This window comes from Vibrio sp. sp1, from assembly GCF_016920955.1.
GTDB classification, from domain to species: Bacteria; Pseudomonadota; Gammaproteobacteria; order Enterobacterales; family Vibrionaceae; genus Vibrio; species Vibrio alginolyticus.
In genome coordinates, this window is record NZ_CP060589.1 from 2186642 (window position 1) to 2209961 (window position 23320).

Sequence of the window (23320 nt, forward strand, 5' to 3'; positions counted from 1 at the left end):
CCTAATATTGAAGCGAGCTCTTATGAGCTCGTTTTTTATTTAGGAAGAGTCGGGCATAAATAAATTTATCTGGGAAATGACGTTTTGTTGCGCTACAGCAGTGTGACGAGTTCCCAACTAATCAGAAAGAAACACATAAATTTCGAAAAAAGACGCTTTTTTTTAATTCTGCCCTTGAAAAGCATTTTGCCGCCCTTATCTATGTGGCATAGAGAAGCAAACATTGATTATTTTTGTTTGTGAGCAAGGGTTGAAACCCGATTCTCCTCCCCCCACATTGGGGTTATAACCAAACGAAAATAGAATTTATTCGGAGATAGCCAGATGGGTAAAATCATTGGTATTGACTTAGGTACTACTAACTCATGTGTTGCTGTATTAGACGGCGACAAACCACGTGTAATTGAAAACGCAGAGGGCGAACGTACTACTGCATCGGTTATTGCTTACACTGACGGTGAGACGCTAGTAGGTCAACCAGCGAAACGTCAAGCAGTAACTAACCCAGAAAACACGCTATTTGCAATTAAGCGTCTAATCGGTCGTCGTTTTGAAGACGAAGAAGTTCAGCGTGACATCGAAATCATGCCTTACAAAATCGTTAAGGCTGACAACGGTGATGCTTGGGTAGAAGCGAAAGGCCAAAAAATGGCAGCTCCTCAGGTTTCTGCTGAAGTTCTTAAGAAAATGAAGAAAACTGCTGAAGATTTCCTTGGTGAGGAAGTAACTGGCGCAGTTATCACAGTACCTGCTTACTTTAACGATGCTCAGCGTCAAGCGACAAAAGATGCTGGCCGTATCGCAGGTCTAGAAGTTAAACGTATCATCAACGAACCAACAGCAGCTGCGCTAGCTTACGGTCTTGATAAGAAAGGCGGCGATCGCACTATCGCGGTATACGACCTTGGTGGTGGTACATTCGATATTTCAATCATCGAAATCGATGAAGTTGAAGGCGAGAAAACATTCGAAGTTCTAGCAACTAACGGTGATACTCACCTAGGTGGTGAAGACTTTGATAACCGTCTAATCAACTACTTGGTTGATGAGTTCAACAAAGAGCAAGGCATCAACCTTAAGAACGACCCACTAGCAATGCAGCGTGTTAAAGAAGCAGCAGAGAAAGCGAAAATCGAGCTTTCTTCTACTTCTCAAACAGACGTAAACCTACCTTACGTTACTGCAGATGCAACTGGTCCTAAGCACATGAACATTAAAGTGACTCGTGCAAAACTAGAATCTCTAGTTGAAGACCTAGTACAACGCTCTCTTGAGCCATTAAAAGTAGCTCTAGCTGACGCTGACCTATCAGTAAACGACATCACTGACGTAATCCTAGTTGGTGGTCAGACTCGTATGCCAATGGTTCAAGCGAAAGTTGCTGAGTTCTTTGGTAAAGAAGCGCGCCGTGACGTAAACCCTGACGAAGCAGTAGCAATGGGTGCTGCAGTTCAAGGTGGTGTACTTGCTGGTGACGTTAAAGACGTACTACTACTAGACGTAACTCCACTGTCTCTAGGTATCGAGACAATGGGTGGCGTGATGACTAAGTTAGTTGAGAAGAACACAACTATCCCAACTAAAGCGAACCAAGTTTTCTCTACAGCGGAAGACAACCAGAGCGCGGTAACTATCCACGTTCTACAAGGTGAGCGTAAGCAAGCGATGTACAACAAGTCTCTAGGCCAATTTAACCTAGAAGGCATCCAGCCTGCACCACGTGGTATGCCACAAATCGAGGTTACTTTTGACCTTGATGCGGATGGTATCCTACACGTGTCTGCGAAAGACAAGCAGACTGGTAAAGAGCAGAAGATCACTATCCAAGCTTCTGGCGGTCTAAGCGATGAAGACATCGAGAAAATGGTTCAAGAAGCAGAAGCTAACAAAGAAGCGGACAAGAAGTTCGAAGAGCTAGCGACTGCACGTAACCAAGCTGACCAAATGATTCACGGTACTCGTAAGCAAGTAGAAGAAGCTGGTGAAGCGCTACCTGCAGAAGAGAAAGAGAAGATTGAAGCAGCAATTTCTGAGCTAGAAACAGCACGTAAAGGCGAAGACAAAGAAGCTATCGATGCTAAAGTTCAAGCACTAATGACTGCTTCTCAAAAGCTGATGGAAATCGCTCAACAACAAGCTCAAGCGCAGCAAGCACAAGGTGCTGACGCAGGTGCACAGTCTAAAGAAGACGACGTTGTAGATGCTGAGTTCGAAGAAGTTAAAGACGACAAGAAATAATATTTCTTAACCAGATGGCTGCTTAGCCATCTGGGGTCGATAAGACTTCGTGTGCGGGCGTTTGGGGCAACTCTTACGCCCGTCTGTTTGTAAACGCTGTCTTTCTAGTTAAGTATGTTGCAGACAAGTGCACTTACCTAGAACGATACAAACACCAAGCGGTGAATCGATGCCGTTTGTAGTAATTAACTGGTGACGAAGAACATGTCAAAACGTGATTTTTACGAAGTATTAGGCGTAAGCCGTGATGCCTCAGAGCGCGATATCAAAAAGGCGTATAAGCGTCTAGCGATGAAATTCCACCCAGACCGAAACCAGGGTGATGATTCTGCGGCGGACAAGTTTAAAGAAGTAAAAGAAGCGTACGAAGTTCTGACCGACCCTCAAAAGAAAGCGGCGTACGACCAATACGGTCATGCTGCTTTTGAACAAGGCGGCGGTGGTTTCGGTGGCGGCGGCTTTGGCGGCGGCGGTGCTGATTTCGGCGACATCTTTGGCGATGTATTCGGTGACATCTTTGGTGGTGGTCGTCGTGGCGGTGGTGGCCACCGTGCCCAGCGAGGTGCTGACCTACGTTACAACATGGAATTGACGCTAGAAGAAGCGGTTCGTGGTGTAACGAAGGAGATCGAAGTACCGACACTAGTACACTGTGATACTTGTGATGGTAGTGGCGCGAAGAAAGGTTCATCTGCTGAAACATGTGGTACCTGTCATGGTCATGGTCAAGTACAGATGCGCCAAGGCTTCTTCGCAGTGCAGCAAACCTGTCCTACCTGTCACGGTAAAGGTAAAATCATTAAAGACCCTTGTAATGAGTGTCATGGTCAAGGTCGTAAGCAGAAAACAAAAACACTTAATGTTAAGATCCCTGCAGGTGTTGATACTGGCGACCGTATTCGTCTATCTGGCGAAGGTGAAGCGGGAGAAATGGGAGCACCTGCTGGCGACTTGTATGTACAAGTGCACGTGAAAGAGCACCATATCTTCGAGCGTGATGGCAACAACCTATACTGTGAAGTGCCAGTAAGCTTTGCGATGGCAGCTCTAGGTGGTGAAGTTGAAGTACCAACCCTAGATGGTCGCGTAAGCCTAAAAGTGCCTTCAGAAACGCAAACAGGTCGTATGTTCCGTATGCGTGGTAAAGGTGTGAAAGGCGTTCGCGGTGGCGGTGTTGGTGATCTTATTGTTAAGTTGGTTGTTGAAACACCAGTAAACCTAAGCTCACGCCAAAAAGAACTGCTCAAAGAGTTTGAAGAGTCTTGTGGTGGTGAAGCGGCGACAAAGCACAAGCCTAAATCAGAAGGCTTTTTCAACGGTGTGAAAAAGTTCTTTGATGATTTAACCAGCTAAGACGTTAGTGAAAAGCACAAATACAAAGGCCTGCTAAAATGCAGGCCTTTTTGCATCTCGGTGTTCTTCCTAATTCCAGCAATCACTTGGTTCTTCGACATTTGTTGACGTTAAAGTAATCGTTTTAGAACCAGTCAAGCACTCGTCGTCGTCTTGTCCCAGAGACGATTTTGCTGTTGCTGTAATGGTATAGGCCGTACTTGCAGAGCTCGCAATATCGAAAGAAAATCTATTTGTGTCTGAGTCACATAGAGTGCATGTTCCTCCAGAGAGAATATGACTCCAGTCGTACCCACCATCATAAGATGTCTCTAGCTCTAGCTGAATTCGATTAAGATCGCTCAAGGCAACCGTCCTATGAGACTTGATTACATGATTAGTGTAAGAAGGGTAGGCGATCGCAGCAATGATCCCGACAATCACGACAGCTATCAGTAATTCGATCAATGTCATCCCTCTCAATCCTTTTTTGTAGCCGTTACAACGAGAAATTCGAATCATCACGAGTAGTTTCCTTTTCACTTTTCCGCCTATTTTTGGCAGGTGATAGCATCTGTGCAAGATGAATTACGGCCCTTTTGCCGTTTACATAGGAATTTGGGAAATGCCTCGCGGGTTTACGTTGTTGGAGCTTCTTATTACTGTTGCTGTACTGAGTATTATATTGGCGTTTGCAGCTCCAAGCTTTAGCCGTGTTTCACAAACTGTGCAAATGCAGCGATTAGCAACTGAATTAGCTGGTTTTCTAAGCCAAAGTAAGTCCGAGGCGGTAATGAGAAATCAAAAGTTATATATACATTTCTCTATGGCTAAAAACGTCGTTGTCAGTCAAGGTGCATGGTCTCTACAGTTAACTAACTCGTCTAGCGGCTCTGGGGGCGTAATTTTAAGCCTTTCCGGCTCTGCCTACCCTGAATTATCTTTGAAGCACAGCTACGATAATCAAAAAATAAGCTTCGATGAGGTCCGTGGACGACCCCAAGGAGGAAATATAGAGTTTTTCCCAACCAATGCTCAAAACACAAAACTACAAGCAAAGCTCTCTAACCCTCCCGGAAGGATTAAAATTTGTAGTAACTCTGGAGCTAAGTTATATGATTACCGTCAGTGCTAACAAACGTTATCAAATAGGTAGCTCTTTAATCGAATTGATGATTAGTTCTTTAATTGGATTAATTGTCCTTAGTGTAGTGGGCTCTATATTCTTGAGTTTACAAAAAACAGCAAAGGAAAAAAGCTTAGAGCTAAATTTATTGCAAGGTCTGAATATCACTTTATCTGTTATGAAAGAAGATATTCAAAGGGCAGGTTATGATGGTGGGAACGGTAGTTCACTCAAATTATCCGGAGCTACAGGAACCATAATGCTGAGCGGCGCCTCTTCTGTAGGGCTTGTGTATTTTAAAGAGGACTCAGCTGCCAATGAAGACTATCGAAATATTAAGTATGAGAAGAGAGATACTCGGTTTTTTATATGTGAAAAAGGCGTTGTGTCTCAAACACAAATATTATCTTTTGATGGTATAGATTTTTGTCGTTCTCTATTTGATGATGATATTTTCCAAGTTACCCAATTCACCGTTAGTTCAGAAACAGTGACTAATGGAGGAAATGTAAGTTCGGTCACGAGCGTTAAGTTAGGTTTGAAAACGATTGATGGAGTCTTTAGTGAAGTTGCGGAGTTTTCTATCAAACAAAGGAATTGGCAATGACATCTAAATATAGCTATTCCGGTTATACCACTTTGCTTGTGACTTCTATACTTTTATTACTTGCTTTAATTGCATCATTAGCATCATCCAAAGGTGTATTTTTTCAAATAAAAGTTGCGCAAAACGAAATAAAATCTCGACAAGCACATTGGTTAGCGGAAGGAGGTGTTGAATGTGCATGGGCGCAATTTAGAGTTAATAATATTGTACCTGCCGTAATAACAGATTGTGGCTCAGGGCTTTGGACGATTCCGAATTTTACGAGTACTTCCAAGGGGTATTTGGTTACTTCTAATGTTGGATTTACAAGCATTAGTAAGGAGATTATTTTGGGAGGTAACTTGAGTTATGGTGCAATGCAGTCTAGTGCCGACATTTATTTTCATTCTAGTGCAACGTTCTCTACTCCAGACCCAGGGGAATTGAGCAGCGATGGGTGGGAGTGTATTGCGTTAAGGTATAAAAAGCGCTTTTACTCCTCTTCAGTTGATAATAAAGGCGTAATTTATGGAGAGTCTCCCTATGCCGATTTTAACAACCCTACAAATAAAGATTGTGCAAACACGACGGCAAACCGTCATCTCTCATCTAGTGTTGGCGGGGTTGGTGCTGGTGATGATTTTACTCAAGATACAGATTTAAAGCCATTTGAATCCTTCTTTGGAGTAAAGGCTGAAGAGCATAACGATGTCCGAGATAATGGTGTATTTCATGTTATGACGGGCTCAGTGGCTGATGGTATACCTAATTGTGGTGCTGCTTTAACAGCAGAAATTCAGTCAGGGAAGCATCATTTATGGGTGGAAGGGAGCTGTGAAATCAAGCAATCGGAATACAATGATTTAGTGAATGCTACATCATCGACCAATGGCGTAACAGTGCTCATTCATGATGGTCTTTTCTCCGTGATGGGACCACCGAGCTCCGGCGCTACATCAAATAAGTTTAAAGGGGTCTTGTTTCATTTCAATCATGATTATACCCCGACAACAGCGGATTGGGTTGGGTTCGAAGCCAATGCTCACCTAAATCATGTGCCAAGTGTTGTAGAAGACTCATACAGGACAATAGCTTCTTATTATCAGCATGGTTCTTTTACGGTATCTGGTGGTCAATATTTTGATAGTGAAGATCAGGCAGCGGTTTTCTTCGATTCTTTGGACTTTAGATACAATAAAGATGTGATAGACAATTCAAGGAATGCGCATGCAATTCCTAGATGGAAAAAAGGCTCCTGGAATGATCTCTAAACAAAAAGGTTTTAACCTTCTTGAAGTTCTAATTTCTTTTCTACTTATCGGTGTTGGGGCTCTAGGTTTAACGAAGCTAAACGTGTATCTAGAACGCGAATCCGAATATGCCATAAAAAGTATTGAAGCACTTCGTCTAGCAGAAAACCAGCTCGAATGGTTCCGGACGCGTGGTGCTTCTGCGGCGATGTCTACCATCACACCTGCAAATTTTGCTTCTATTGCAACAGGCTCTTCTGTTACTGGATCTTATGTCGTCGAGTGGGAAGTTCCAGCTGCCACGGTTTCAGGAACACTGAAAACTATCACCATTACCTCTAGCTGGAAGGATAGAATCGGCGAGACGCGATCAGTTCAGCTTAAAACGATGATCTCACAATACAGTGAATTCGAAAACTAAGTTCAATTGCATACATGGGCTGGGACAAATGCGGGTGTAATTCCTGTTTAATACCGGACTTGTCACGGTTAATAAATAGTTTTTGAACTGTTAATTGAGTTGATGTGCTACTGTTTTTATTATGTTTAATTGAAGTGGTGTTTTTGCAAAATATGTCTCCAATTATGAAAAAAAATCTAGAACCTTGTGCTTTCTCCATTAGTGTTTACTAGAATACTCGTTGGATAGTAGGTCGTTATAATTATTCAAATAGGCCTTGGCACCAACATCATTCACTATGGAGTTACCATGAGTAACCAAGCTGTAAATAAGGCACCATCATCGAAGCCGAGCGGGATGGAGCGCTTTTTAAACTTTATCGAGAGGACAGGTAACAAAATTCCTGATCCTGCGATTTTGTTCTTCTGGGCATTGATCATTACTTGGGCGGCGTCAGCACTTTTGTCGAATGTATCATTCGATCTTCCAAACCCTCGAACGGGCGAAGCTCTTACTATCACCAACTTACTTACGGGCGAAGCGCTAGCAAGTTTCCTTGCTAATATGGTGACGACGTTTACTGGCTTTGCGCCACTGGGTATCGTACTTGTCGCAATGCTAGGTGTGGGTGTTGCAGATTCTTCGGGTTTTATTACGACGGGTCTTAAGAAGATGCTGAACTTCACGCCAGCTAAGCTTCTTACTCCAATGCTTATTTTGGTTGCCATTGTATCGCATACTGCGGCAGATGCAGGCTATGTTCTGGTTATTCCTCTTGGCGGTATTATCTTCCATGCGGCAGGTCGTCACCCTCTAGCAGGTATTGCGGCAGCATTTGCAGGTGTATCTGGTGGCTTCTCTGCAAACTTTATCCCTTCAGGTATAGATCCACTACTAGCAGGCTTTACGCAAACTGCGGCGCAGGTTCTTGATCCTGAATACGTGGTTAACCCATTAGCGAACATCTTCTTTACTGGCCTATCTTCCATCATTATTGTAGCGATTGGTTGGTACGTGACAGAAAAAATCATTGAGCCTCGTTTGTCAAAAATGCCAATTGATGACGATGCGGAAACTGCGCCAAACCTAGGTTCATTTACTGAACTGGAATCAAAAGCATTCCGTTATGCAGGTTGGGCAATGATGGCGGGTATTGCTTTACTTGTTGCAGCGTTAATTCCAGAAACATCAGCACTACGCTCGCCTGAAGGTGAAATTACGGCCTTCTCAGCACCGATCATGAAGTCTATCGTTCCGCTGATCTTTATTCTGTTTATCATTCCTGGTTACGTTTACGGTAAAGTGTCTGGAACGTTCAAGACCAGCAACGACATTATCAAAGCGATGGCTGACACCATGTCAACCATGGGCGCATACATTGTAATGTCGTTCTTCTGTGCTCAGTTCTTATCTGCATTTGCTCAGTCAAACATCGGTACGATGCTAGCGTTGTATGGCGCAGAAGGCTTAAAAGCGATGAACCTACCAGGTGAAGTGACCATCATCGGTATGATCCTTCTAACCGCGTCTGTAAACCTACTTATTGGTTCGGCATCGGCAAAATGGGCTTTAATTGGTCCAATCTTAGTGCCAATGCTAATGGCGGTTGGTATCTCGCCTGAGCTGTCTCAAGCGGCTTACCGTGTGGGTGACTCTGTATCGAACATCATTTCGCCTCTAATGGTATTTTTCCCTCTTGTAGTGGTTTACTGTCAGCGTTATGTGAAGTCGGCTGGTATCGGTACGCTTGCGTCACTAATGATGCCATTCTCGATCGCAATGCTGATCGGTTGGTCTATCTTCCTAGTTGCTTATTGGATGGTAGGTATCCCGCTAGGCATTCAAGCTCCTTACACTTACACAATGTAAAAACGTGTAGGGTGTGAAAGCCGCTAATTGGCAGCCAAAAAGCGCAGGTCTTCGATCTGCGCTTTTTTGTTCTCGTAAAACGAACATCGATAGGTCTTGTAACTAGTTTTTGGAGTTGCAGACTTTGTCCCGTGATGTGTTGCTGTAGTGAAACCGAAGTTGGTGATAAAATTCCTGACTTCAATCGTTTTTTGTTTCTTTGGAGCCTCCTTTGTCTAACCATCCGTTTTCCCCTCAAGATGAATTGTTTATGCGCAGAGCGATGGAGCTTGCTGAGCAAGCAGAAGCTGAGGGGGAAGTACCTGTCGGCGCAGTGCTTGTCAAAGATGGTGAAATTATCGCTGAGGGCTGGAACCGCTCTATTGGCACCCATGACGCTACCGCACATGCTGAGATCCAAACACTGCGTAAAGCAGGCCAAAAGCTAGAAAATTACCGCCTTCTGGATACGACGTTATATGTAACACTTGAGCCATGCCCAATGTGTGCCGGAGCCTTATTGCATAGCCGCGTTAAGCGGGTTGTTTTTGGAGCGCCAGATTTAAAAGCTGGAGCTGCAGGAACAGTGCTCAATTTGTTTGAAAGCCAAGCCGCTTACCATTACGCCTTAGTTGAAAAGGGGCTGCTAGAAGATGAGTGCCGCACTCAGCTACAAGCGTTTTTTAAGCGTCGCCGAAAGGAAATTAAAGCGAAGAAGCAAGCACAAAAAGCATTAGAAAATCGAGAGAGCGAGCAAGGTAGTGGGAGTAGTGAGGGCTAGCAAACACCTACAACGTGGTAGATGTTTGCTTGGACGCACTAGTGATTGACTAAATGTACAAAAACACGATTACGTGAACTTACTTTCTTTTTCATACATGTCAGTTTACGTTTACGTCGGATAGCAGCTACTGTGTTATTTAAACGCTTTGACTGCACTCTACGTCTTCTCATATTCAAAACCTCCTGCAGACAAGACTTATACCAGTAAAGCGCGGCTCATCGATGTTTGGCAATAGGCTCGATAATCGCACTAAACATTGTATGGTTTAAACGTTCTTCATTTGACTTCTGCATTGCACAGAGCCAGCAAACAATTTCAATACGATGCTTAATAATAGGAGTGACGTTATTTCGGCAGAGTGTAGCCGAAGGCGCCGCTTCATCAAGTGAGCTAAACCATGTGGTTGTAAAGTCATCTGTTACAAAGCAATCAGTTTTACTAACGATGAAGAAAAGGCGACCAACCAAAGGAATGGTTGAGTGTGGTTGGTGTCACTCAGAATATTGGATTCTAGATAAGTTTTCGTTAGGACTCAATAAAAATGACGAGCTTCATAGGCTCGTCATTTTTTAGTTTACCGCGGGTTTATTCTTCAATGCTTTCTTGTTTGGTGTCTTCTTCAACCGTAACGCCAGAAGCGCCAGAGACTTGTTCTACGACGGTCTCTACTGCGCCCGATATCAAAATGTCGGGGTTGAGCGGCGGAATCACTTGCAAATCATCGCTATTCTCATCAATCGCTGGCTGTTGGCTGACATGACCAATGATGGATTGGTAGTAACGTCGAATATTTTCTACGTAATTACGCGCTTCATCGCCTCTGGCGTACCCATAGCGAGTTTGGCTGTAATAGCGCTTCTGACGCAGTAAAGGCAGCCTATCTTTTACATCGGCCCAAGCGTTCGGATCGCCACCTTGTGCTTTGGTGAGTCGTCGTGCGTCCATCATGTGGCCGTAACCAATATTGTATGAAGCTAACGCAAACCATATTTTTTCATGCTCGTTAATGCTATCAGGCACGCGACCTACAATGCGACGTAAGTACTCGACACCACCACGAACAGATTGCTCAGGGTCTAAACGGTTTGTTACCCCGACGCTTTTCGCTGTTGGCAGAGTAAGCATCATCATCCCCCTAACACCCGTTGGCGATTTTGCTGTTGGTTTCCAATGTGACTCTTGATAAGCCAATGCTGCAATTAAGCGCCAGTCGAACTCTTCGCTGTATTTTTGGAATAAAGGTGCCCATTTAGGCAATTTGTCATCCAGAGCTCGAATGAATGCGCGAGTATCAACGTAGTCAAATGCTTCAATATGACCAATGTACTTTTCTTCGAGGGTGGACAGTTCTCCTGATTGTTTGATGTTACCGAAAAACTCTATCAGCATCGCATACAAACTTTCGTCTTCAGAACGTCGAGTAAACCAAGATACTGGTTGATCTTCTGTAAGTTCAAACGCGAGCGCAAGATCGGGGTAAAGGCGTTGAGCAAGGGAAAGTTCCACCGAATCAGTCACAGTAAAACGTAACTCACCCGTCGATACGTATTTGAGTAAGTCTCTCGTGTCAGCATCACCAACAATTTCAAACTGAAGTTCTGGATACTGCTTCTTTAACGCTGTTAGGGTCGGAACATATTGCGATTGTTCAACGATCTTTAATGTTTGAGCGCCTGCATTTGTATCTTCGTCGGACTCGTCGTCTTTCGAGGCTTGGTATTCAATGAGTTGTTCGATATCACGTGGTCGAAGTTGCCCTTTTTTATATACCACTTGTTGGCTTACATAATAATAGGCAGGGCCTGGTCTAAATCGTTTGACTGCTTGTGACGTTTGATTTAAACCCGTAGCGATGATATCGATATCTCCTTTCTTAAGAGCAGGAAAAAGCTCAGCCTGGCGAAAGGCTGGTTTAATCTCGAGTTTGACGCCGAGCTGTTCCGCAAACTGACGCGCCAATTCGTAATCCAACCCTGCGGGACCATCGGGACCTATGTAGTAGGAAAGCTGATTGTTTAGCGTGCCAACACGAAGCACACCACGTTCTTGAATTTTTTCAAATTCACTTTTGGGCTCCGACTCAATCTGGCAAGCTGAGAGCAAAAGAACAGAAACTAAAATTAGAGCACTGCGCTTGAGCCGGTTGAAGTGACTTATTTGCATTAATAGGTACATCTTGGAAAATTTCTATTTGCCTTTATATCAAAGCGAGCTCATGGGGCAAAGTGAATCACACACTTATAACGTGACATTGTGTGTTTTATCGACATTTTAGTTGTAATTCAAATTTGACAAAAAAAATGACGCAAACGGTTGCTTTTAGTGTTACATCACAAAAACAATTACTATATAATGCGCTCGCAATGACGAGGTGGAATCGGCATAGGTTCGACAGGGCTTATCTTAAGTGTCTGAATTTATTCCAATATCACCTTAATCAATTGCATAAGAGACCTAAGCACATGAGAATTTTGCGTGGCTCCCCAGCTCTTTCTGAGTTTCGTGTTAATAAACTACTGGAACTTTGTCGTGAACAAGATCTGCCTGTAACTGGCATTTATGCCGAGTTTATGCACTTTGCCGATCTAAAGTCAGACCTTGATGACCAAGAGTTAGAAAAACTTGAAAAGTTACTAACTTACGGCCCAACCATCGAAGAGCATGAGCCTGAAGGTCTTCTACTTCTTGTCACGCCTCGTCCTGGCACTATCTCGCCTTGGTCTTCTAAATCTACCGATATCGCTGTTAACTGTGGTCTGGATAAAGTGAAACGTCTAGAGCGTGGTACGGCTTATTATGTCGAATCTTCAGTTGTTCTATCAGAAGCTCAAGCTGACGCTGTTAAAGCGTTAATTCACGACCGTATGATGGAAACAGTATTCACAGAATTTGAAGCCGCATCAGCATTATTTACTGTTGCAGAGCCTAAGCCTGTCGCACATGTTGATATCTTAGCTGGCGGTCGTCTTGCGCTTGAAGAGGCAAACGTTTCCCTTGGCTTGGCACTCGCAGAAGATGAAATTGATTACTTGGTAGAGAACTTTACTAAGCTTGGGCGTAACCCAAACGACATTGAATTGATGATGTTTGCTCAGGCGAACTCAGAGCATTGTCGCCACAAAATTTTTAACGCAGATTGGACTATCGACGGGGTAGATCAACCTAAGTCTTTGTTCAAAATGATCAAAAACACTTTTGAAACGACACCTGACTATGTGCTGTCTGCATACAAAGACAACGCAGCCGTTATGACAGGTTCTAAAGCGGGGCGTTTTTTCCCTGACCCTAAATCTCGTCAATACACGTACCACCATGAAGATACGCACATCTTGATGAAGGTAGAAACGCACAACCACCCAACGGCAATCTCTCCGTGGCCGGGCGCATCGACTGGCTCAGGCGGTGAAATTCGTGACGAAGGCGCGACGGGTATCGGCGGTAAGCCAAAAGCGGGTCTGGTTGGTTTTACAACCTCTAACTTACGTATTCCTGGTTTTGAACAGCCATGGGAAACCGACTTCGGCAAGCCGGGTCGTATTGTGAATGCGTTAGACATCATGCTTGAAGGTCCTCTTGGCGGCGCGGCATTCAACAACGAATTTGGTCGTCCAAATCTATTGGGTTACTTCCGTACTTACGAAGAAAAAGTCACTTCTCATGCGGGTGAAGAAATTCGTGGTTACCACAAACCAATCATGATTGCTGGTGGTATGGGTAACATCCGCGATGAACACGTACAGAAGAAAGAGATCCCTGTAGGTGCGAGCCTAATCGTACTTGGTGGTCCGGCAATGAACATCGGTCTTGGTGGTGGTGCGGCATCTTCCATGGCATCTGGTCAGTCAGCAGAAGATCTGGACTTCGCTTCGGTACAGCGTGAAAACCCAGAGATGGAACGTCGCTGTCAGGAAGTGATCGACCGTTGTTGGCAGTTAGGCGACGATAACCCAATCGCATTTATCCACGATGTGGGTGCAGGCGGTATCTCTAACGCATTGCCTGAACTTGTCGACGACGGTGAGCGTGGCGGTAAGTTCCAATTACGCGATGTACCAAACGATGAGCCGGGCATGAGCCCACTGGAAATCTGGTGTAACGAATCACAGGAACGTTACGTTCTAGCGGTAGCGCCAGAAAACATGGAAGCATTCGACGCCATCTGTAAGCGTGAACGCGCACCGTATGCAGTGGTGGGTGTGGCGACAGAAGAGCGTCATCTAACGCTAGAAGATTCTCACTTCGACAATACGCCAATCGATATGCCAATGGATATCCTGCTTGGTAAGCCACCGAAGATGCACCGTGACGCAACCACACTAAAAGTGGAAAGCCCTGCCATTGTTCGTGATGGTATTGAGCTTAATGAAGCGGTGGATCGCGTACTTCGTCTTCCTGCTGTTGCAGAAAAAACATTCCTAATTACTATCGGTGACCGAACAGTAACGGGTCTGGTTGCTCGTGATCAAATGGTTGGTCCTTGGCAGGTACCAGTAGCAAACTGCGCAGTAACAGCGGCAAGCTACGACACTTACCATGGCGAAGCAATGTCGATGGGTGAGCGCACGCCAGTGGCATTACTAGACTTTGGAGCATCGGCTCGCCTAGCCGTTGGTGAGTCACTAACGAACATTGCGGCAACAGACATCGGTGATATTAAACACATTAAACTGTCTGCGAACTGGATGTCTCCAGCGGGTCACCCAGGTGAAGATGCGGGTCTTTACGAAGCAGTGAAAGCGGTTGGTGAAGAATTGTGTCCTGCGTTAGGTTTGACTATCCCAGTTGGTAAAGACTCCATGTCGATGAAAACCAAGTGGGAAGAAAACGGCGAGAGCAAAGAAGTCACTTCTCCACTGTCGCTAGTTATCACGGCATTTGGTCGTGTGGAAGACGTACGTAAGACCGTGACTCCACAACTACGCACTGACAAAGGAGATACCTCTCTAGTTCTTGTTGACTTGGGTAACGGAAAAAACCGCTTAGGTGCGACAGCATTGGCACAAGTATACAAACAGCTGGGTGACAAACCTGCTGACGTAGATAATGCAGAGCAGCTAAAAGGCTTCTTTGATGCAATGCAAGCGTTAGTACGTGATGACAAGCTAGTGGCTTACCACGATAAAGGCGACGGCGGTCTTTTTGTTACACTGGCTGAGATGGCGTTCGCGGGTCACTGTGGCGTAAAAGCGAACATCGCAGAGCTGGGTGACGATGCGCTAGCCGTTCTATTTAACGAAGAGCTAGGTGCGGTTGTTCAAGTTAAGAATGATGATCTAGATTCAGTTCTATCTACTCTGGCGGCAAACGGCTTAGAGGCATGCTCACATGTGATTGGTTCTGTTGAAGCTTCAGACGACTTTGTTATCACTTCTGGTGATGCAGTTGTGCTTGAACGTTCACGTACCGAACTACGCGTTATCTGGGCTGAAACAACGCATAAGATGCAAAGTCTACGTGATAACCCAGCGTGTGCAGACCAAGAGCACGAAGCTAAGAAAGACAACTCTGACCCGGGTCTAAACGTTAAGCTCAGCTTCGACGTAAATGAAGACGTTGCAGCACCGTACATTGCGAAAGGTGCTAAACCTAAGATGGCAATCCTACGTGAGCAGGGCGTTAACTCCCACGTCGAAATGGCAGCAGCGTTTGACAGAGCAGGCTTTGAAGCAACCGACATCCATATGAGCGATATCCTAACGGGCCAAGCGGTACTGGATGAATACCATGGCCTAGTAGCTTGTGGTGGCTTCTCTTACGGCGACGTATTAGGTGCGGGTGAAGGTTGGGCTAAGTCTATCCTGTTTAACGCACAAGCTCGTGAACAGTTCCAAGCCTTCTTCAACCGTGAAGAGACGTTCTCTTTAGGTGTATGTAACGGTTGTCAGATGCTATCAAACCTGAAAGAGCTGATCCCAGGTGCGGACTTGTGGCCACGTTTTGTGCGCAACGAATCTGAGCGTTTTGAAGCGCGCTTTAGTCTAGTTGAAGTTCAGAAATCTGACTCTGTATTCTTCGACGGAATGGCTGGTTCGCGCATGCCAATCGCGGTTTCCCACGGTGAAGGGCGTGTAGAAGTACGTGATGCAGAGCACCTAGCAGCGGTTGAAGCATCAGGTACGGTTGCGGCTCGTTACGTGGATAACCTCGGTAACCCAACACAACAATACCCGAACAACCCGAATGGTTCGCCAAACGCGATTACCGGTTTAACAACAGCAGACGGTCGCGTAACTATCATGATGCCTCACCCAGAGCGCGTATTCCGCACAGTTGCAAATTCTTGGGCTCCGGAAGGTTGGGGTGAAAATGGCGCTTGGATGCGTATGTTCCAAAATGCCCGTAAGAATATCGGTTAATTAACCAAAAGTTAATCTAGCTTAAGTGAAGCGTTGGTTGAGAGACCAGCGCTTTCTTTTTTCTTATCACTCTTTTTTCTTCGTCGCTCTTTCTAGTGACTTGGCGAAACGTTGCTTTGTTCTGCCTCTTCTTTGTCATCTATTATCTAGCGTAAAAAACTTGCAGCGTTTAGATTACTTTTATGCTCTAATACCGCGCTTACCAAGGGATGGTGTTAAACAGCTCAGCTTAGATGGAGTTATCAAGTTGACCGAATCCCTGATTGATCCCTAAATCCCTTAGGAAATGAAAGAAATGTCTAAGAATCCAAAATTTGCTATCCGCGTCACTGAAAAACGTAACGGCTGGAGCGCAGAAATCACTCGCCAAGTGACATCTCGTAAGACTGTAGTATCAAAGCGTGAAACAGGCTTTGACAGCGAAGAGAAAGCACAAGCTTGGGCTGAACAAGAACTGGCTGGATTTATCCAAAACCAAGTGGTTCGTAACGAGCGTAAAGCAGCGCAACGTCAAGAGCGTGAAGCAGAACAACTAGCGGCAAAAGTTCGTAAAGAAGAAGCCCGCAAAGCACGTGAAACCGAAGTAGACACTGACGAAGAATAAGTTTAAATCGGTGAGATGGTGACGTTACCCATCAAACAAATAGTGAAAATGCCCTGAGTTTTGTCTCAGGGCATTTTTTATTTATATCGGCTAAAAACAATCCGATGATACGGACAGGCTAAACGTGCCGTCTTCAGGGGCTGCAAATTGTTTATTGCCAGGAAGAAGGTGAGGGTTATTAGCATAAGTGCGATGTGTCGATTTGACCTTTGCAGAATGTCTTTCCGGTAAATCAAAGTGTTGTAAGCCGTCAGATAGATCGTTTGCTTCACCGTAGTCGAAATGTGTTGCGACGTCTTTGGGCTGCTTGGCGTAACGACAGTGATCCGGCTTACCATCTTCGTGCCAAGTTAAAGAGTTAGTTTTTGCATCTAGATTCAGGTTATTTGCTGTTGGCTGTGCGTAAAAATCTTCTGAAACTTGGTGCTTGCTTTGTTCTTGTAAGTAGTCTGCAATGTTCTCAGAAGCTTGCGCTAGGCTACCTACAGGGAAGAAGCAAATCAGAAGAAGCCGTGTTTTTAGATTGTTCATAATGTGTATGCAAGCAAAAGGAAATGATAATACTGATAAATAAAACGGCGTGCAATTATGGCCATTGGATACGATATAACAGGGCAGTTAATGTCTGCCCTGCATCTTTTAGGTATGGTTAGTATTGATAAGTGAGGTGCAGTTTGACTTCGCGACCAGGCGAAGGCACGCCATTAGATAGGTATGCTTCGTAGTAACGATCGGTTAAGTTTTTCACAACCGCGCCAACGCTCAAGCCTTCGACTTGTTGTATTTCCCAAACCACGTAAGCGTTTTGTAGCGTGTATTGCTCACTTGGCGATTTCACTTTTAAATTATTACCGCTTGCCTTGGTTTTGGTTTGCGCATCATACCAACGGACTTCCCAGCCCGTACGTAAACCAGGAATCCATTCGTAACCTAAACCCAGATTAATGTTTAATGGCGGTACATCAGGATGATCATCATCTGAACCTGTAGAGTCAGATAGGCTACCTTTGTTTTTGCCGCGAATGTAACTTGCTGAGAAATTACTGTAGAAATCTTCAATCCGGTATTGTGAAATTAGCTCAAAGCCATAGTTTTTAAAGCCATCTAGGTTTGTATTCCAGCTTTGTAACTCAGTAGTATTTTTGTCGAGGTTTTCGCCCGTTCGTATATCAACTGTGTCGCTAACATCGTTATAGAACATAGTTAACTCTGTTGCGAGGTTATCGCGAGAGTTCACCAGCCCTTCCGTTAAGTTGATAACGCTTGCTTGATAAGCATGGATACGAGACACGTCCAGATTCAAAGCAGTAGCCGTAGCGGTAGCTCGCGCATATTGCACTGAGTAGATGTTATCAACGGTTGGTGCTTTTAAAGCGTAGGCGTAGGAGGCGTTTAAACGCGTATTATTGCTTGCATCAAAGTCGATATCCAAACGTGGGCTAAAGCCTTTATGCGTCGTTTCACCGTAGTCATGTCCGGCAGCTGGATCATTATAATCCGGCGCTGCGTTCCCTTTTCCTTCACTCTTGATGTATTCGTAACGCAGAGAAGGTGTGATTGTTAGGCGGTCTGTTGCTTGATAGTGATCAGCAATGTAAGCGGCATAAATTGACTGCGTGCCAGATGGTTCGTAGTAAGGGGTGTACCAACCGTAGTTTTTCGCTTCATTACTGTCGTATGATGCGTTGAATACTAACGAGTCTCTATCGGTTTTTTGATATTGAAGCCCAGTGACTAGAGTGTGGTCTCCGAATTGTGCTTGGTTAAACACATCAACGTAATCACGCTCGTAACTCAGCCATGACTCATGACCGTAACTGCCAACAGAAACGAACATTTTCTCGAATGCTACGTCAGGGCGAACCCAATGACGATCGTTTTCGGAACGTGCCATTTTGATATTGAAATCAATATACGGGTTAGTCGGCATGTAGCGGTAAGAGATGGTCGTGGTGTTGTCCGTGTATTTGTTATCGACGGTGTAAGCGTATTGGGCTTTTTCTAATGAGCCGTATTTCTTGATATTGTATTCGGTGATGTTAGGCATTTTTCCGCGGCGGTTAGCCCAAGGTTTACGACCTTCATCTTTGTAGCGAGTGTGGCTAATTTCAAACTCGTGATCGTTGTTTTCATAACCGACCTTTACGAGCATGTTTTCTTGCTCATAACCTGAGTAATCCAGCGTTTCACCACCTCCGACTTTAATGTCATCAGAATCTTTTACCGAGCCATTCGCTAGAAAATAAAAACCAGTATCGTTTTTACCATAGAGTGTTAGCGTGTAGGCGTTCTCATCGCCGTTGGTGTTGTATGCACTTGAGATGCGAGCACCAAAGTTTCTTTCGCCGTACAGGAGATCATCGACACTTTTGGTTTTAATGCGAATGGAGCCACCAAACTTCCCGTTGAGTGCTCGATAGTCGTGCGCGCCCTTGATAATTTCTGCTTCGCCAATTAAGAACGGATCAAAAAAGAAGGTACCGTAGCGGTATTGTTGAAAGCCAATTGGAGCGCCATCGACAAAGACGGCGATATCGCTTGGATCATCAAAACCACGAATGTTAATACGTTCGCCACCAGAACGACCGCCACCATCTATTGATGCACCGGGAACGGCATCGATCATTGAGGCAAAATTAGAGTACTGTTGCTCTTCAATCTCTGACCAATTAATGGTGGTTTGCGCAGGCTCAGCAATGGTAATGGGTTTGGCATAACGAACGCCTATGACTTCAAGCTCTTCATTTGGCGCTGTCTCGGCATATGAATAAAGAGGGAAGAGCAAAGCCAGTGAAATGAGATTTACTTTGAATGGATGACTTTTTAATCGTTTCATATTGATGATTTATAGTGTTTTTATGAAGCTCGGATTATAAGAACATTATTACGATTAATAAATGATAATGAGATTAATTATCAAATGTGTTTTTGCGACGGATTGTAAAGTTTTTTATCCATTCGTGGAAACTGCGATGAGTATCGTTAGCGTACATAAAACAAAAAGCCCAGCATCATGGATGCTGAGCTTATTGGCTTTAAACAAGATAGTGCGAGCACTGTTGCTCCTTTTGAGCTAATCAGGCGCCTACTTGATAGGAATTACTGAGTTTCTAACGGTATCTGTCCGGTTGTCAGCGGCTCGGCATCGAATTCAGTGAGGCCTTCAATATAGCTTTCGACTGCTTGCTCTAAAGCATTATCACCTTGGTTAAAATAGGCAAGGTGGAAAATTGCATCGCCTTCGTTCACCAATGGTAATGTTTGTTGACCGATAACCAAACCACGCTTCGGGGCTTTTAGTTCTATCTCATCATGACCAAGAGGAGAGCTAATATAAGCGAGCGTTTCACCTTGTTCTACTTTGTCTCCCAGATTAACGACAGTACGCAAAATGCCGTTACCTGACGCGCGAACCCAGCTGGTGGACTTCGCTATGATAGGCTCAGGCAGCTTTTTCCTGCTCGCACGCAACATACCAATGGCTTGCATTACGCGCCGAACCCCGAGTACACCAGCGCTGATCGAAAGTGGATCAAAGCGCAATGCTTCGCCAGCCTCGTAGGTGAGCACTGGAATATCACATTTTTCTGCTTCACTGCGTAAAGAGCCATCACGCAATGCTGAATCAACAATCACTGGCGTTGCAAATGCTTGAGCAATACGCAGAGTTTCTGGGTTGCTTAAGTTTGCGCGGATCTGTGGCAAGTTCGTGCGATGAATTGCCCCTGTGTGTAGATCCAAAATGTAGTCACAACGCTTGGCAATGTTGTTAAAGAACCCGTGTGCCATACGAGATGCAAGTGCGCCTTTTTCACTGCCAGGAAAGCAACGGTTGAGATCTCGTCGGTCGGGCAAGTAACGAGATTTATGGATGAAACCAAAAACGTTAACGATAGGTACTGCAATGACAGTGCCTTTCAGTTTTTGTGGATCCAGTTGGTTAATGATCTGACGAACGATTTCTACGCCATTAAGCTCATCACCATGGATAGCAGCATTCACCATTAACACTGGTCCTTCTTGTTTCCCATGGATGATTTCCACAGGAATAGATAAAGGCGAATGTGTATATAGCTTCGCTGCTTCAAATTCGATCTCTAATCGTTGTCCTGGTTGTATTTGATGTCCTAAGAGCTCAAACACTTTGCTTTTTTTACTTCTGGCCATAAACCATCTCTGTCAAATGCGTCACCAGCAATGTAACAATTGCTGCAAAATCGCACTAATCATTCTCATTAAGGACACGACAAATTACTTTAATCGTCATGCGTGAAATTTTGGTGTGTGTGAAGTTTTTGTTTTCAATATGATCTTTTCTATCAGTTTAATACATAACAAGACATAGAGAAGAGAGCGCAATAATAGTCTTAAAAAATGTGACTGTATTAAAAATAATACTGTTCGTGGAGGACAAAAAAACGGACTTTTAACCCTACTTTTTATCCGATAATATCCGCGCCGAATTTGAGGTTTCACACTTTATAACTAGAGGTTTTGATGAAAAAGGCAATTGCTAAAATTGGTGCATTGACTGCGGTAGCAGTTTCACTTTCAGGTTGCGTAGGTAGTAATGCCGTGACAGGTTATGTCATGGGATTTAACTTGAAAGCTGTTGACAACCGTTACGCTCGAGGTGGCCTAAATATGCTTTTAGCGCCTGTTTATGGTGTCGCGATCGCAGCGGATTATATCGTGTTTAACTCTCTAGAATTTTGGACGGGTAAGAACCCGTTAAATGGTAAGCCACATATCTTCGATACAAAGGTAGATACTTACATTGATGTCAATCACCAGTTAGATAAGTCGTTAACGACGGCACCAATCGCACCATTAGCGGATAACCGTGTCATTGAGCAGGGGCGAATGCAGCAAATCGATGAGAACACTGTTCAAATGGATATTACTTACAGTAACGGTGAAAAGGCGACACTCATGGGTGTACGCGATGGTGAGTTTGTCACTTACTACATTGATGGTGAAGTTGTTGCACAAACCTCAATGGATGAATTAGCCGCTTACGCGCAAAACCGTGTGTAGTTGGGTTCAACTAAACCAAAAAAAGGGTGCCGTATGGCACCCTTTGTCATTTTTCGTGATTGAATTATGCTTTCTCTGGAATCGCTTCTAAAAGCGCGACCATCTGATCCCAGTACAACTGAACAGTATCAATCTTCACTTTCTCATCTGGAGAGTGGGGGAATTTTATTGTTGGACCGAAAGAAACCATATCCATGTGTGGGTATGGTTCTTTAAATAGGCCACACTCAAGACCAGCATGGATGACCATGATGTTCGGCTTATGACCGTAAATGCCTTCATACATATCACGGAAAATTGCCATGATCTCGGAATCTGCATCTGGCTTCCAGCCAGGGTAAGCGCCTGAGAACTGAATTTGTGCGCCTGCTAGCTCAGTAATCGAGCGCAGCATGCTTTCCACTTGGCTACGGCCAGAGTCAATGAGAGAACGAATCAAGCAAAGCACGGTGACTTTATTTTCTTCTGTGCTGATCACACCAACGTTTAGAGAAGTTTCAACAACGCCTTCCACCTCATCACTCATACGGATTACGCCGTTTGGACAAGCGTTAAGTGCCGCAATGAATCGTTGCTGATCGGCGATTGAAAATACTTGCGCGTCAGTCGTGATCGCTTCATTAAAGGTTACGATACCTGTTTCGATTTTACCCAATTCAGTTTTAAGCAGCTCAGTGTAGTGGTTGAACAGCTCAGCAAGTTTGTCTTGGTTTTCGACAGGAAGCGCAACAGTAACAAACGCTTCGCGAGGGATTGCATTACGTAAGCTACCACCACGGAATTCGACTAAACGTAAATCAAGCTCTTGAGCATGACCGGCAAGGAAACGACCAAGTAATTTGTTGGCATTACCGCGACCTGTGTGAATGTCACAACCTGAGTGACCACCTTTTAGGCCTTTCAGCGTCAGTTGGCGTGTTACAAAACCTGCAGGCGTTGATTCTCGAGAAATATCGAAAGTCATGGTGCCATCAACGCCACCTGCACAACCCATGTAGACTTCGCCTTCTTGCTCAGAGTCTGTATTTAGAAGAATCTCACCCTCTAACCAACCAGCTTCAAGGCCAAATGCGCCAGTCATGCCTGCTTCTTCATCAATCGTCAGCAGAACTTCGAGTGGACCGTGCTTAATATCTTTAGATGCCAATACAGCAAGGCAAGAAGCCATACCAATACCGTTATCTGCACCAAGCGTCGTGCCTTTCGCAGTTACCCATTCGCCATCGATGTAAGGTTGGATTGGATCTTTGGTGAAGTCGTGTTCAGTGTCTTCGTTTTTCTGCGGCACCATGTCGATGTGTGCTTGAAGTACAACAGCCTTCTTATTTTCCATTCCTGGTGTCGCGGGCTTTTTGATGAACACGTTACCGGTTGGATCACGGCGAACGTCAAAGCCTTGCTCTGTTGCCCAGTTGATAATGTACTGTGCTAATGCTTCTTCATGTTTCGATGGATGAGGGATAGAACAAATCTTATCGAAAAACTGCCAAAGTGGAGCAGGTGATAAGGTACTGATCTCAGAATGGAACTCAGACACGGAGGACTCCTTTTGATGTGCTTTGCCAAATATATACCGTAAAAATGTTGTCAAGGTAGCATTAAATGCTAGACGATTTGGCCTTCAAATTGCCGTTAGCATACCACCAGATAAGGAGTACGAGTAGTCGCGATCACAAGGATTTCTCTCAGAACTGTCACAGTTTGTGAATACAATAACAAGCACTATGTGTTCTCTATCATACATTCTGAAAGTGGCTTT

The 23320-nt window shown here is 44.6% G+C and carries 17 protein-coding genes; 11 read left to right on the forward strand and 6 right to left on the reverse strand.

Going from position 1 to position 23320, the window contains the following annotated elements; all coding sequences use genetic code 11:
• Positions 1–324: 324 nt before the first annotated feature.
• Both dnaK and dnaJ read left to right on the forward strand, forming a co-directional pair.
• Entirely contained in the window at positions 325–2238 is a 1914-nt protein-coding gene (gene dnaK / locus H9L11_RS10265) for a molecular chaperone DnaK (protein WP_005381623.1), read from the forward strand.
• 204 nt (positions 2239–2442) lie between these two features.
• Positions 2443–3591 carry a molecular chaperone DnaJ gene (gene dnaJ, locus H9L11_RS10270; protein WP_005381620.1) on the forward strand — a complete coding sequence of 383 codons (1149 nt, stop codon included), beginning with the start codon at positions 2443–2445 and terminating at the stop codon, positions 3589–3591.
• A 69-nt stretch (positions 3592–3660) separates the two neighbouring features.
• Here dnaJ and H9L11_RS10275 read toward each other — a convergent pair whose 3' ends face one another.
• The gene (locus tag H9L11_RS10275; protein ID WP_205391100.1) at positions 3661–4092 is read right to left on the reverse strand and encodes a type IV pilin protein; all 432 of its coding nucleotides are present in this window, start codon (positions 4090–4092) and stop codon (positions 3661–3663) included.
• A gap of 103 nt (positions 4093–4195) precedes the next feature.
• Between H9L11_RS10275 and H9L11_RS10280 the strand changes: the two genes are divergently transcribed.
• The 6 genes from H9L11_RS10280 (at position 4196) to tadA (ending at position 9561) form a co-directional block, all read left to right on the forward strand.
• Complete coding sequence (locus H9L11_RS10280; RefSeq protein ID WP_205390741.1) at positions 4196–4705, forward strand: GspH/FimT family pseudopilin; 510 nt, start codon at positions 4196–4198, stop codon at positions 4703–4705.
• Positions 4686–5303 (forward strand): hypothetical protein, encoded by a 618-nt coding sequence (locus tag H9L11_RS10285; protein ID WP_005381615.1) that lies wholly within the window; start codon positions 4686–4688, stop codon positions 5301–5303. Before H9L11_RS10280 ends, H9L11_RS10285 begins: the two co-directional genes overlap by 20 nt.
• Entirely contained in the window at positions 5300–6553 is a 1254-nt protein-coding gene (locus H9L11_RS10290) for a hypothetical protein (RefSeq protein WP_205390742.1), read from the forward strand. Before H9L11_RS10285 ends, H9L11_RS10290 begins: the two co-directional genes overlap by 4 nt.
• Positions 6543–6953, forward strand: a complete 411-nt coding sequence (locus tag H9L11_RS10295; protein ID WP_005381606.1) for a prepilin-type N-terminal cleavage/methylation domain-containing protein — start codon at positions 6543–6545, stop codon at positions 6951–6953. Before H9L11_RS10290 ends, H9L11_RS10295 begins: the two co-directional genes overlap by 11 nt.
• A 288-nt stretch (positions 6954–7241) precedes the next feature.
• Complete coding sequence (locus H9L11_RS10300) at positions 7242–8801, forward strand: AbgT family transporter (RefSeq protein ID WP_005383758.1); 1560 nt, start codon at positions 7242–7244, stop codon at positions 8799–8801.
• Positions 8802–9012: 211 nt separating this feature from the next.
• A complete protein-coding gene (gene tadA / locus H9L11_RS10305; RefSeq protein WP_136976140.1) occupies positions 9013–9561 on the forward strand; it encodes a tRNA adenosine(34) deaminase TadA in 549 nt (182 codons plus the stop codon).
• A 588-nt stretch (positions 9562–10149) separates the two neighbouring features.
• Here tadA and mltF read toward each other — a convergent pair.
• The gene (gene mltF, locus H9L11_RS10310; RefSeq protein WP_205390743.1) at positions 10150–11727 is read right to left on the reverse strand and encodes a membrane-bound lytic murein transglycosylase MltF; all 1578 of its coding nucleotides are present in this window, start codon (positions 11725–11727) and stop codon (positions 10150–10152) included.
• 299 nt (positions 11728–12026) lie between these two features.
• Between mltF and purL the strand changes: the two genes are divergently transcribed.
• Positions 12027–15920 carry a phosphoribosylformylglycinamidine synthase gene (purL, locus tag H9L11_RS10315; protein ID WP_205390744.1) on the forward strand — a complete coding sequence of 1298 codons (3894 nt, stop codon included), beginning with the start codon at positions 12027–12029 and terminating at the stop codon, positions 15918–15920.
• Between the two features lie 295 nt (positions 15921–16215).
• Positions 16216–16524, forward strand: a complete 309-nt coding sequence (locus H9L11_RS10320; protein WP_025998700.1) for a DUF3622 domain-containing protein — start codon at positions 16216–16218, stop codon at positions 16522–16524.
• A gap of 90 nt (positions 16525–16614) precedes the next feature.
• On the opposite strand, the gene H9L11_RS10325 is transcribed toward H9L11_RS10320, so the two are convergent.
• The 3 genes from H9L11_RS10325 to H9L11_RS10335 form a co-directional block, all read right to left on the reverse strand.
• The gene (locus tag H9L11_RS10325; protein WP_005381599.1) at positions 16615–17055 is read right to left on the reverse strand and encodes a hypothetical protein; all 441 of its coding nucleotides are present in this window, start codon (positions 17053–17055) and stop codon (positions 16615–16617) included.
• Between the two features lie 118 nt (positions 17056–17173).
• The gene (locus H9L11_RS10330) at positions 17174–19360 is read right to left on the reverse strand and encodes a TonB-dependent receptor (RefSeq protein ID WP_205390745.1); all 2187 of its coding nucleotides are present in this window, start codon (positions 19358–19360) and stop codon (positions 17174–17176) included.
• Positions 19361–19623: 263 nt separating this feature from the next.
• The gene (locus H9L11_RS10335) at positions 19624–20691 is read right to left on the reverse strand and encodes a succinylglutamate desuccinylase/aspartoacylase family protein (RefSeq protein ID WP_017820600.1); all 1068 of its coding nucleotides are present in this window, start codon (positions 20689–20691) and stop codon (positions 19624–19626) included.
• A 330-nt stretch (positions 20692–21021) separates the two neighbouring features.
• Between H9L11_RS10335 and H9L11_RS10340 the strand changes: the two genes are divergently transcribed.
• The gene (locus H9L11_RS10340) at positions 21022–21561 is read left to right on the forward strand and encodes a DUF3332 domain-containing protein (RefSeq protein ID WP_005383765.1); all 540 of its coding nucleotides are present in this window, start codon (positions 21022–21024) and stop codon (positions 21559–21561) included.
• A gap of 64 nt (positions 21562–21625) precedes the next feature.
• Here H9L11_RS10340 and H9L11_RS10345 read toward each other — a convergent pair whose 3' ends face one another.
• Complete coding sequence (locus tag H9L11_RS10345) at positions 21626–23098, reverse strand: aminoacyl-histidine dipeptidase (protein WP_005381594.1); 1473 nt, start codon at positions 23096–23098, stop codon at positions 21626–21628.
• Positions 23099–23320: the final 222 nt, after the last annotated feature.